Here is a 12,805-nt window from a genome sequence, read left to right on the forward strand (position 1 = left end):
TTAACATTAAAGCCTAATGTTAATGGATTGGTTTGGAACCCTTTGGGTTTGTGAATCGGTTTGCCGGCAAAGAGGTCATAGTAAAAACCATAATTATTTCCTCGTATGCCTATTACGCCACCGGTTATGTGCCGACCTAATAAGTATTCACTTTTGGCGCCCGAGACTTCACCTGTATCGATGCCAAAGTATGGCTCATGATTAAAGGGGGCTTGCCAGACTAGTTCATTACGGATATACCAACCATGATCTGCTCTTAAGGTTAGCTCGCCATCAAAACCGCGCACCGACCAACGTCCACCAATGGAAAATTGGTCCGGTGAAGTTAAATGATCGCCTCGTGTATATTGACCCTGATAGTCAAAACGATAACGAAACGGTTGTTGTTTGACACTGAAAGGGATATTGGCTGAGAAGTTAATGAGAAAAATATTGGCTAAAGCACTGCTGTCATATTCGCCATTATTCTCTTCTGGCGCTTTTTTAGCATTAAACCATCTAACCCCTTTTTGATAAGTTACCCCAGCATCTAAGGTGATATCGTTAATGTAATGTCGATGCTGTAAACCTAATTGCCAGTTGGTGGTTTTACGCTGTTGAAGCTCCATTTCAGTATCATTGATATAGTTATGAGACTCACGAAGCGTAATACCATAACTTAAGGTGGTTTTTTGCGACTCATTACGATGAATGACTCGGCTTAATTGAATATTGGCATTGCGGCTGCGACCACTATACTCAAAATTTTCATTTTGCCCGGCAATGGTTTGATGATATTTATTGCCTGATAATGAGGTACTGAGTAACCAATAACCAAACGGAATTGAATAGGATAAAAGAAAGTTACGTGAACCATACTTGCCTTTACCATTAATATCATGGCCACCGGAGGCGTAAAAAGAATCACTTAACGATAATAAGTTATCTAAATATAGTGTAGCGCCACCTTGGTCACGCCCGGTGGTTTTGGTGCCCGAATCATCAACTGATAAGCCTAAGCGCCACATTTTACTTTGTCGGCGGGAGATAACTACATCACTTTCACCCGGTTTGTCTCCCGGTACCAGTTCCATTTGTGTCGATACAGTCGGCAAGCGTTGTAAGTTTTCCAGACCTTGCTCAATATCGCGCAGATTAAGTGTGTGATTTTCTCTTACCGGCATAGCGGTATATAACTGCGCATATTTATCGCTATCATCACTGTAATAGAGCTTTCTGACCTTACCTTCAACCAATAATAGCTGTAATGTTCCGGATGTCAGGTCTTGTTCTGGCACAACTACGCGAGTGGTAATATAACCATAGCTAACCAATCGGTCCTGAATTTTACTCATCAGTAAACTAATACCTTCTGCTCCTAGGCAATGATGGTCTGCCTGACGTGCTAGTTTATTGATAGGAATAAACCAAGGTAACTTATCTCTTTCCAATAATTGCACTTGCTCGATGTTAAAGCATAAAGGTTCAGTTGGAAAAATGATTTCACCGGTTTCGTTGCTGGGAGCTAATAGATGAATGTCGGGTGATGAAGGTGTTAATGTATCTTGAATGGCTTTATCACGCTCTTGTTGATGGATAAGCTGCTGATCACTAACTTGATTGATAAGCTGTCGATCGTTAAGTTGCTGCGTGGGTGGTGGCTCTGCTAACGTAACCATCGTGGGTAAAACTATGAGACTACATGCTAATAAATACCTTTTCATTAATAAATCCATAAAATTAACAATGAAACATCATTACACACAAACCTATATAAAACCATGTTAACATTGAATCGATTCAATGTCGATGTAAAAATTGAGATTCATCATTTTATTATGATTTTTAATGTTTTATTTAACGGGATAAGCTTTGCTTATTATTTGATCTGCTTGTATTCTAAGCATTTTTTAAGGAATTTAATAAATTATTGTTTATTGTCGGTTGATTCTTAGGGTGAATTTAAAGATAACCATTAATAACTCTGTATTATCTAATTGTTGTTGTTAATCACAACAAAACATTAAATTGATTCTAAATAAATTTTGCGAAAAAGTTTATGTAAAATTGATTTTGTCATTTCCTTTAAGCAACAATGGCTGGCAAAGCTAATACAAAACCTTTATACTATGCGGCAATTTTTAGCGTAAATTTTAGTAAGATTTACGTTTTACTAAATCAAACCGTTCTTTAACATCATCAATTGGAAGAAAATTATGCATCCGATGCTGAATATCGCTATTCGTGCTGCTCGTAAAGCAGGTAATGTGGCCATTAAGGCTTATGAAAATCCAAGTTCAATCGAAATTGACACTAAAGGTGCTAACGATTTTGCTACTAACGCCGATCGTGCTGCTGAAGCTTTGATTATTGAAACAATCAAAAAAGCGTATCCTGATCATACGATTATTGCTGAAGAAAGCGGACTGGCTAAAGGTAATGATGCTGACACGCAATGGATTATCGACCCAATTGATGGTACCACCAATTTTATTAAGAATATTCCTCATTTTGCGGTTTCTATCGCGGCTCGTGTTAAAGGTAAAACTGAAGTTGCTGTCGTTTATAATCCGATGAGCAATGAACTTTTCACGGCTGCTCGCGGTAAAGGTGCGCAGTTAAATGGTTACCGTATTCGAGTAAGTAATGCGAAAGATTTAGAGGGTAGTGTGCTTGCAACAGCTTTTCCTTTTAAAGCTAAACAACACAGTAATTGTTATTTCGCGGTATTGCAAAAGTTATTTACTAAGTGTGGTGATTTTCGTCGTAGTGGTTCAGCCGCGTTAGATCTGGCTTATGTAGCATCAGGACGCTTAGATGGCTTTTTTGAAATCGGCCTAAAACCATGGGATATTGCTGCAGGTGAATTGATTTTACGTGAAGCGGGTGGTGTGGTTACCGATTTTGCGGGCGGTAATAACTATATGGTTTCAGGTAATATTGTGGCTGGAAATCCAAGAGTCGTTAAAGATTTGCTAGTTACAACCCAAAACGATTGGCCAGAAAATTTACGTAATTAGTGATACTTTCTTTAGCTAATTAGCCAAATGCAGGGATGATTGATCCCTGCATGTTATGCTTTTCCTCAACCATAAAAGTAATTATTTAGCCTCATTTAATGCGGTCATTGAACAATTAACTTGTAAACCTTGATTGTTTAGATAGTCACTGCCCCAGATATACATCGATTCAAGCACTGGCCTGATACTTTTGCCAAAATTGGTCAAAGAATATTCAACTTTAGGTGGCACCACCGGAAAAACTTGTCGATGAATTAAACCATTAGCTTCAAGTTCACGTAGTTGTTGAGTTAACATTTTTGGGGTAGCCGTTGGAATTTCCTTACGTAATTGAGAAAACCTTAAGGTGGTTTCGGTTATGAGCTTCCATAAAATGAGTGATTTGTATTTACCACCAATCATATTAATTGTGGCATCAACTGGGCAACGGGTAATTGATTGATGCTCTTTTTCACAGCAATTTTTGTTTATTGAATCATTTTGCATTTGGTTATCTCAATAGTATCTTTTTGGGTAGTATATATCAAAAAAGTGCATTCTTGTTAAAAGGATAATTATTATTACAATAGCTATCTAAACCAGACCAAAAATTAAGGGATGTGTTAAATGAAAACTGTCGAATACCATTTTTTTGTTGAAGAGATGAGCTGCGCATCATGCGTTAGTCGTGTAGAAAAAGCATTAAGAAAGATTGATGGCGTGATTGATGTTAGTGTTAACCTAGCAACCGAAAAGGCCACCGTTGAGGCCAATGGCAATGTTAAATTAGACACTTTAATGGCTGCGGTAGATAAAGCCGGTTACCACGCGGTGAAGATTACCGAACCGGAAATTCACGCCAAAGATATAAATAAGCAAGCGTCACTCTGGCCGATTATTATCTCGGTTATCTTAGCGATTCCTTTTGTGTTGCCGATGTTACTTGAGCCATTTGGCATTCATTGGATGATGCCAGCTTGGTTACAATTAGTGATTGCCTCGGTTGTGCAATTTGGGCTTGGTGCTAAATTTTATCGTAGTGGTTTTAATGCTGCTAAGGCGTTGTCCGGTAATATGGATCTGTTAGTGGCTATTGGTACCAGTGCGGCTTATGGATTGTCACTTTATCAGCTTATTATTGGTAATAACGATCATCTCTATTTCGAGTCATCGGTGGTTATTATTACGTTAATCTTAATTGGTAAATGGTTAGAGTCAAGAGCCAAACATCAAACGACCCAAGCGATTGAAGCACTTTCCGCGCTGCGCCCGGAAGTTGCATTAGTTCGACAAGGTGATCAAGAGGTAAGTTTGCCGATAAGTCAGGTTAAGGTTGATGATGTGGTTGTGATCAAACCTGGTGAACGAATTCCAGTAGATGGTGTGGTTATTGACGGCGCATCGAGTTGTGATGAATCTATGTTGACGGGGGAAAGTTTCCCGGTTAGTAAAACCCTCAATAGTATCGTAACCGGTGGTACAATTAATGGCGAAGGGTTATTAATGGTAAAAACCACGGCCGTTCAAGCTGATTCTACGTTGTCGAAAATTATTGCTATGGTCGAGTCTGCCCAAGCGAAAAAAGCGCCAATTCAGCGTATTGTGGATTGGATTAGTGCTATTTTTGTTCCCGTGATTTTATTGATTGCACTGATTACACTGCTTGCTTGGGGGGGGATTTCTCATGATTGGCAGCAAGCTTTACTACATGCGGTCGCCGTGTTAGTGATTGCTTGCCCATGTGCATTAGGATTGGCGACACCAACTGCGATAATGGTTGGCACGGGTGTTGCTGCTCGCCATGGTATTTTGATTAAAGATGCCGAGGCGCTTGAAACCTTACATAACATTAATACGGTAGCATTTGATAAAACTGGCACATTAACCATTGGTAAACCAGAATTAGTTGAACTGGATGTGATGGGCACAGAAACTGCCGATCAAATTCTCGCACTAGCGGCATCAATGCAAGCTGGAAGTGAGCATCCACTCGCTAAAGCAATTTTAGCGAAAGCTAAATCGTATAATTATGCGCAAAATATTACCTCGGTTGCAGGTTCAGGGGTAATGGCAACCATTGATAATCATGAATATTATTTGGGTAGTTTGCGTTGGATGAAATCGTTAAATGCCTATTTTGTGGATATGCAGGATAAAATTAATGAGCTTACCAAAAAAGGCTATACAATCTCATTTTTAGCTAAACAGCAATCGGAAAATGGTGTTGTGATATTAGCTTTATTTGGTTTTGCTGATGTAATTAAACCAGAAGCAAAAAATGCCATTAATGCATTACATCAACTCAACGTAAATACAGTTATGTTAACCGGTGATAATCAACAAGCGGCTAATTATGTAGCACAGCAATTACATTTAGATAAAGTTATTGCTGAGGTTTTACCACAAGATAAAGCTAATTATATTTATCAATTACAAAAAGAGAGCCAAAATATTAAAAGTAGTAATAGCAATCATAAAGTGGCAATGGTGGGTGACGGTATTAATGATGCTCCAGCTTTAGCTGCGGCTGATATTGGTATTGCCATGGGAACGGGGACGGATGTCGCGATGCATGCAGCAAGTATAACCTTGATGCGTGGCAATCTATTTTTAATTGCTGATGCCATTGATATCTCAAGAAGAACCTACAATAAAATTAAGCAAAATTTATTTTGGGCATTTTTCTACAATTTAATTGGCATTCCACTCGCTGCCTTCGGCTTCTTAAATCCAATGATAGCTGGCGCAGCTATGGCACTTAGCAGTGTAAGTGTGGTGACTAATGCTTTATTGTTAAAACGGTGGCAAGCGCGTTCTGAAGCAAAATAGTTTTCTTTTGAATAAATGCACCATAAATGCTTTATGGTGATAAAACAGATCTTAAAACATGCCATCAATTCAAATATTATCCGCATTGATGGCATGATGGCACATCTTTCTAAATTAAAGATAATGACAATTTGCATCTCTACTTTCTAGAGAGTAGGGTCTTAGCATTCCTTAAATCAGTTTTATCAAATGGAGTACCTCGGTTGAGGAAGAGAATGCACGTGGTGATCATACTTACTATACAGCAAATGATTATTTTAGGTGATTTGTTGACTGCTTTGGTTGCAGCCATTATTGGAATTATGATGAATGTAAATACATAAAATTAAAGCAAATGCACTAGTCAAAGCAAGCATTACCACTATTGAGCAGACAATCACCTCACTATGATTGCGCCGACGAATGGAAGTTATTGAGTGTTTACACTACAACATGTTTAATAATTATGGGTCAAACTGTGGATGATTAACCAAACTAGAATAGGCTATGATGTATTTACTAATGGGAAACGAGTTCTTTTTGATGTTTTTAAAATTAGGGAAAATAAATAAATTTAACAGAGCAAGCTTAAAAAGTATTAAAACTGTTTTTAACAGAAATGAATAAGTGGGAAAGCTATTGGTGTGAGTTACAGTATGCGAATCCAGAAGTTGATTATACCGAAGAACTAAAAAAGAAATTGATGCCATTTACGGAAAATATGTAACGGTAAGATAAGAATAAGAGGTAATTGTGGAAATTTGGCCTATTTTAGAAAATGAATTAATTAGATATCGTGATTTATCTTCGTCTATTAGAAAAATATTGATGAAATATGAGGTTGAGTGTTCAGAACTTATTTTAAAGATGAAAGAAGAGACTTTTGATGAGAGTCAGGAACTCTTTAATAAATTGTATGATATTCAACAAAAATTATCGATAGCTATGTATAAATATGAATTTAATTTAAACGATCGTTTAAAAGACTTTGTCTATCATTTTGATCGAGATGATATTCATTCAAGAAGATATTGGTATGAAAAATTTAATGATGGATTAATTTGGCCTGATGACTGAAGTCAATTGTGACCTAATTATTAAGGATTTTATTTTTATTTATTCTTAGATCTGCATTACAAGTTTAATAATTAACGGATTATCTTCAATTTTGGCGACAACCGCTTTCCCAACATAAAAGCCTATCAGCTCAAATAAGTATCCTCTAATACGGTGATCTGGGGTTGGATTTTATCCCTTAGGGCGTGTAACCAATGATGTAAAATAGTTTGGTGAGTTGCAGTGACTTATTTTTGCAAGCACATGATTTTAAATTAAATTGTGACTTAACCTTAATTAATATATAGTATTTTAGGTGAAAAACGCTGCAACTCCATAAAGGAAAAAACCGAAGCAGTCGGGCTCTGGATATAGTGCAACATTAATGTCTTAAATAGGACAAATGAAAACGATGCTGAAAAACATATTTTTAACAAGTTATCAAAGAATCCTAATGTTGAGGTTTTTTCATCTAATTTTATGTAAAAAAACAGGAAAAAATAATAACTATTGAGTTTAAATAGGGTTACGCTAACGAAACAAAGGCTCAAATATTAAAAGATAAAGTTACTTGCTCTGGAAAAGAGAGATAATAAAAATTGATGGCTCGTCTGTTTCAGAACAATATACAATTGATCATTAGTAAAACACATGTATCGCTATGGAAGTTAGGAAAATGAATAAAACAACAAGAGATGAAGTTATATCCGATATAGCAAAAGTAATTGGGCCTTTGTTTGAACAAAAAGGATTTGTGCAAAAGAAAAATATATTTGAATTTCATGATAGTAACACTAACAATATATATCAATATGAAATACTACTTTCGAAAAGCAAGGGCTATTTTTCACTACATTTACGCCTAAATTTTTTGAATAAACCATTTATGAAAGAAGTGAATGAAGTACTTAAAAAAGTATGGTTAGATGAAGATTTTATTCGTCTAGAAGACAGTAGTGATGAAATGATAAAATACGCAATGAAGCTAAGACTTAGCAATTTTAGTTTAGGAATGGTAACTGATTGGCGCGATTTTAAAGAGGAAAATGAATCTTTGTCTGACTTTAGGGATCGATTTTCTATTTGGGTTACTGCCTTTAATGATATTAATGAAATCCCTAATTGGAAAGCGCAACTAGTGCAAAGTGTTTTATTTACTGAAAAATGGGTTTCGGATATTCAATCTAATCAGGAACAATGGATAATTAACCATACAGCATACCCAGCGCTGTACCTCTTGAAAAAGCAAAACCGAATTATTGAGTTAAATGAAAAATATAATTATTCTTTAACAAGCTATGACGCTGATGATGAGCTTATTTACTTTTATAAGTATTTAACTGCCCCATGAAAATTAAGTTAAAAATATAGTAGCTTCTAAAGTTAGATGATAGATTATCAAAGTACTTTGTGATTAACTTTCACTTTTTAAACTGGTGTTAGCGCAAATATTGTAACCCTATTGAAGAAGTGGATGCACTGGATAATCACACTTACCAACCGTCAATCGTCTCACCATGATTGAGCGGGTGGATGGCAGTTGTCAACAGTACATTTATAATCAAGCTGTCTTAGTGAAAGCGGTACACGATTTTGATGGCACGGTGACTAGGTATCATTATAACGGACGCGGACTGTTACAAAAAAGATTATCCCCTGACAATAATGAGTTCTTTTTGATATTTTTGAAAATTAGGAAAGGTAAATGAGTTCTACAGAGCAAGCATTAAAAGTATTAAAACTTTTTTTAACAGAAATGAATAAATGGGAAAGCTATTGGTACGAGGTACAGTATGAAAATCCAGAAGTTGATTATACAGAAGAACTAAAAAAAGAAATTGATGCAATTTATGAAAAATATGTAACGGTAAGAGAAAGAAAACTAGGAAAGCAGGTTGCTTTATCTACGCGGTATCCATCGACATTTACTCCTGATGGTGAAATCATTAGTTGTGAATTAAGTGCTAATAATAAAAAAATAGTAATTGAGGTTTATCAAAAATTTGATACGGGAGTTAGATACCAATATCGATATACGTTAATTTTTAAAAATAATGAATGGCGAGTTGATAGACGAGAGATGTTTCTTTTTAGTGAAAATAAATGGATCAAGGATACTTTATAAATAATAAAGGGGAAGAGGTTCCCCTGCTCTTTCCGAATAGAACGACTATATTCTATGAGGTATTTGATAATGGGGAAAAAGTTTTTTCTGAAGTTTTTAAAAATTAGGAAAAGTAAATGAATTCTACAGAGCAAGCATTAAAAGTATTAAAACTATTTTTAACAGAAATGAAGACATGGGAAGATTATTGGCGTGATTTACAGCTTGAGAATCTAGAAATTGATTATTCAAAAGAACAAAAAAAAGAAATTGATGCCATTTATGAAAAATATGTAACGGTTAGAGAAAGAAAACGAGGATTGCAGGTTGCTTTATCTACGCAGTATCCATCAACATTTACTCCTGATGGTGAAATCATTAGTTGTGAATTAAGTGCTAATAATAAAAAAATAGTAATTGAGGTTCATAAAAAATTTGATACGGGAGTTGTATACGAATATCGATATACGTTAATTTTTAAAAATAAGGAATGGCGAGTTGACAAACGTGAGGTACTTGAATATGACGGTAGATGGTGTAAGAGTAGTTTATAAATGATATGGAAGAGCGCGTGGCTGCTCTTCTCGTTACACCATTAACTAAATCATATTAAACGAAAAAACTGTGTTGATGTATTAAGGATAACTTAATTAAATAACCTTATCAGCTGATAATTAATTCTGCATTGCAATTTGTTACTATCAAGTATTCACATTAATGATAATTTATCCAACAAGACCCGATAGGTTTAATTGGGGATTAATCTTTACCAATATGCGCCGAATACACTCTCTTGGATTGACCCGTGGGGATTGAGTTGTTATGTAAAAATGCAGTCTTATAAGAATGATGTCCACACTAAAGCACCTCATGCTGATATATTGTAAAAGACAAAAAAGTTGCCGAGGCTGTATTAGGTAATAATGGGAAATGGTATCGCTGGGATGATTTAACTAAAAATCCGAAAGTATTAACAGATGCGGATAAAGTAATTAAGGAAATGTCTAAAAATACCAAAATAATGATAGAGGAGAGATTTCAGACAAAACAAGCTACTGCTGATGTTGAACAAATCTTAACTCATGGTAATCCAAGTTCATGAATCTATCAGCAAGCTCAACGTGGCATAGAAAGATTTTAGAAAATATTAACGGCAATAGAAGAAGAAATAAAATGATTTTTGAAAAATTCTTAAAAGGAGAAACATTCCCTGTTACTTTTGGGGAAGATCTAAATACGGTTATTTCTAAACTTGAATACCCCCAAGTATATTTGATCAGTAAAGAAGATGAGTCATACGGTGTGTATTCACAAGGAATAGAATATCTATTTGATATGAATGAATTATGTTTAATACAATTTGAAATTGATCGTCTTAAACAAGTTTACATAAATAAAAATAAGATTACAGAGAATACTAATTATGATGAGTTCAAAGGCTATCTGAAACAAATTAAAGTTGAATATGAAGAAGAAGAGTATATAGATAATCAAAAAATATTACTTATTAAAAATAATATAACAGTTTATTTTGACGGAGTGTCAAATAAATTCATCACAGCAATGAGAACTAGAACTTGGTGAATTAATAATAAGTTTAACAACTAAGTTGAGGAAAACCAGAATTCAGGTCTTATTTTTTTGTGATTAATTAAATCTGTATCTCAGGCTGAATAATCAGCTTGCCCTACTCAATGGTGACGGTAATAGCCAGACCGGAAAAAATCATAACTGTTCCAGCCAGCGGCCTTTAATATCAATCTGTGATGAGTTGTAACTTAGAATGTGGCTTAACCATAATTAACTCCATATTAGTTAGTTGTGGTTAGCGGTTTTAGGTATCACGGTAAAGTCCATTTGTCCTAGTGGTAGATTGATATTATTTACCCAGCAGCTTAATCTGCTTTTTAGTCAGTAAAGCATCTAAAAATATCTTAATCACGGTCTGATTTTAGGCGAGTAGCTGCTCAATCGCTTGAGTGGTAATAAGGGACGCAAAAATGGAAAAAAATAGGGAATATTTAGGAAAAATGTACCAAAAGATAAAGATGGAAATCTACTTGCAACTAAAAAAACAAAAGGTAACATCGTTAAAGTAATACAAGTATTGCCATAATAGTTAGGAAAAAATGAATAAAACACCAAAAGATGAAGTTATATTAGATATGGCTAAAGTAATTGGGCCCTTGTTTGAACAAAAAGGATTTGTGCAAAAGAAAAACAAATTTGAATTTCATGATACTAACACTAACAATATATATCAATATGAAATACTTCTTTCGAAAAGCAAGGGCTATTTTTCACTACATTTACGCCTAAATTTATTGAATAAACCATTTATGAAAGAAGTGAATAAAGTTCTTGAAAAGGTATTATTAGATAAGGATTATGATTATCTTAAAGGTTGGGATGATAAATCAATAAAAAGTACAATAAAATCAAGACTTAGAGATTTTATTTTAGGGATGGTAACAGATTGGCGTGATTTTAAAGAGAAAAATGAATCATTGTCTGATTTTAATGATCGATTTTTTATCTGGGTTACTGCCTTTAATGATATTAATGAAATCCCTAATTGGAAAGCGCAACTAGTGCAAAGTGTTTTATTTACTGAAAAATGGGTTTTGGATATTCAATCTAATCCGGAACAATGGATAATTAACCATACAGCATACCCAGCTCTATACCTTTTGAAAAAACAAAACCGAATTATCGAATTAAATGAAAAATATAATTATTTGTTAAAGGGAAACAATTATAAAGGTGAGCTTATGTGCTTTTATAAGTATTTAACTGAATTGTAAAAGCTAAGCGAAACAGGGAGTTTAGACTCAAATAAGACAATGAATTATTGGGTCGTAAATTATTAAAAAATGCATCTTCTACTATAAGAAATGACTACACAATGAATAAGACAACAAGAGATGAAGTTATATCCGATATAGCAAAAGTAATTGGCCCTTTGTTTGAACAAAAAGGTTTTGTGCAAAAGAAAAACATATTTGAATTTCATGATAGTAACACTAACAATATATATCAATATGAAATACTTCTTTCGAAAAGGAAGGGCTATTTTTCACTACATTTACGCCTAAAATTATTGAATAAACCATTTATGAAAGAAGTGAATAAAGTAGCTAAAAAAGTATGGTTAGATGAGGATTTTATTCGTCTAGATGGACGTAGTGATGAAATGATAAAATACGCAATGAAGATAAGACTTAGCGATTATAATTTAGGAATGGTAACTGATTGGCGTGATTTTAAAGAGGAAAAAGAACCTTTGTCTGACTTTAATGATCGATTTTCTATTTGGTTTTCTGTTTTTGATGATATCAATGAAATTCCTAATTGGAAAGCGCAACTAGTGCAAAGTGTTTTATTTACTGAAAAATGGGTTTCGGATATTCAATCTAATCCGGAACAATGGATAATTGACCATACAATATACCAAGCTTTGTACCTTTTGAAAAAGCAAAACCGAATTATTGAGTTAAATGAAAAATATAATTATTCTTTAACACTATATAAATCTAATAATGAGCTTATTTTCTTTTATAAGTATTTAACTGCCTCATGAAAATTAAGTTAAAAATGGAGTAGTTTTCAGATGATAAATTATCAAAGTACTTTATGATTAACTTTCACTTTTTAAACCGGTGTTAGCGCAAATATTGTAACCCTATTGAAGAAGTGGATGCACTGGATAATCACACTTACCAGTCGCTAATCCTCTCACCATGATTGAGCGGGTGGATGGCAGTTGTCAACAGTACATTTATAATCAAGCTGTCTTAGTGAAAGCGGTACACGATTTTGATGGCACGGTGACTAGGTATCATTATAACGGGCGCGGACT

General features: G+C 34.5%; 11 protein-coding genes and 1 pseudogene. 10 read left to right on the forward strand and 2 right to left on the reverse strand.

Going from position 1 to position 12,805, the window contains the following annotated elements:
• Nucleotides 1-1,703, reverse strand: a 1,703-nt coding sequence (locus tag DKK70_RS00925; protein ID WP_219999640.1) for a ShlB/FhaC/HecB family hemolysin secretion/activation protein, incomplete at its 3' end; no start/stop codon positions are given.
• Nucleotides 1,704-2,195: 492 nt separating this feature from the next.
• Here DKK70_RS00925 and suhB point away from each other — a divergent pair.
• Nucleotides 2,196-2,999, forward strand: coding sequence for an inositol-1-monophosphatase (gene suhB / locus DKK70_RS00930; protein WP_110432358.1), 804 nt, complete (start codon nucleotides 2,196-2,198; stop codon nucleotides 2,997-2,999).
• Nucleotides 3,000-3,080: 81 nt separating this feature from the next.
• Here the strand turns inward: suhB and DKK70_RS00935 are convergent, their stop codons facing one another.
• Nucleotides 3,081-3,485, reverse strand: coding sequence for a winged helix-turn-helix transcriptional regulator (locus tag DKK70_RS00935; protein WP_110422440.1), 405 nt, complete (start codon nucleotides 3,483-3,485; stop codon nucleotides 3,081-3,083).
• A gap of 120 nt (nucleotides 3,486-3,605) precedes the next feature.
• Between DKK70_RS00935 and DKK70_RS00940 the strand changes: the two genes are divergently transcribed.
• The 9 genes and pseudogenes from DKK70_RS00940 to DKK70_RS00980 all read left to right on the forward strand — a co-directional run bounded on the left by DKK70_RS00940 (nucleotide 3,606) and on the right by DKK70_RS00980 (nucleotide 12,526).
• Nucleotides 3,606-5,807 (forward strand): heavy metal translocating P-type ATPase, encoded by a 2,202-nt coding sequence (locus tag DKK70_RS00940; protein WP_110432359.1) that lies wholly within the window; start codon nucleotides 3,606-3,608, stop codon nucleotides 5,805-5,807.
• Nucleotides 5,808-6,539: 732 nt separating this feature from the next.
• On the forward strand, nucleotides 6,540-6,863 hold the full coding sequence (locus DKK70_RS00945) for a hypothetical protein (RefSeq protein WP_110432360.1): 324 nt from the start codon (nucleotides 6,540-6,542) through the stop codon (nucleotides 6,861-6,863).
• A 655-nt stretch (nucleotides 6,864-7,518) separates the two neighbouring features.
• Nucleotides 7,519-8,193 carry a hypothetical protein gene (locus DKK70_RS00950; RefSeq protein WP_110432361.1) on the forward strand — a complete coding sequence of 225 codons (675 nt, stop codon included), beginning with the start codon at nucleotides 7,519-7,521 and terminating at the stop codon, nucleotides 8,191-8,193.
• A 354-nt stretch (nucleotides 8,194-8,547) separates the two neighbouring features.
• The gene (locus DKK70_RS00960) at nucleotides 8,548-8,967 is read left to right on the forward strand and encodes an NTF2 fold immunity protein (protein ID WP_110432363.1); all 420 of its coding nucleotides are present in this window, start codon (nucleotides 8,548-8,550) and stop codon (nucleotides 8,965-8,967) included.
• 116 nt (nucleotides 8,968-9,083) lie between these two features.
• Nucleotides 9,084-9,500 carry an NTF2 fold immunity protein gene (locus DKK70_RS00965; RefSeq protein ID WP_110432364.1) on the forward strand — a complete coding sequence of 139 codons (417 nt, stop codon included), beginning with the start codon at nucleotides 9,084-9,086 and terminating at the stop codon, nucleotides 9,498-9,500.
• Nucleotides 9,501-9,670: 170 nt separating this feature from the next.
• A pseudogene (locus DKK70_RS17415) lies at nucleotides 9,671-9,764 on the forward strand (RHS repeat-associated core domain-containing protein); the annotation flags it as partial.
• A 280-nt stretch (nucleotides 9,765-10,044) separates the two neighbouring features.
• Nucleotides 10,045-10,530: a hypothetical protein gene (locus DKK70_RS00970; protein WP_110432365.1), complete on the forward strand. Its 486-nt coding sequence runs from the start codon at nucleotides 10,045-10,047 to the stop codon at nucleotides 10,528-10,530.
• A gap of 545 nt (nucleotides 10,531-11,075) precedes the next feature.
• A complete protein-coding gene (locus DKK70_RS00975; protein ID WP_110432366.1) occupies nucleotides 11,076-11,750 on the forward strand; it encodes a hypothetical protein in 675 nt (224 codons plus the stop codon).
• Nucleotides 11,751-11,851: 101 nt separating this feature from the next.
• Nucleotides 11,852-12,526: a hypothetical protein gene (locus tag DKK70_RS00980; RefSeq protein WP_110432367.1), complete on the forward strand. Its 675-nt coding sequence runs from the start codon at nucleotides 11,852-11,854 to the stop codon at nucleotides 12,524-12,526.
• Nucleotides 12,527-12,805 lie beyond the last annotated feature (279 nt).

Source organism: Gilliamella apicola (genome assembly GCF_003202655.1).
Classification (GTDB): Bacteria; Pseudomonadota; Gammaproteobacteria; order Enterobacterales; family Orbaceae; genus Gilliamella; species Gilliamella apicola_R.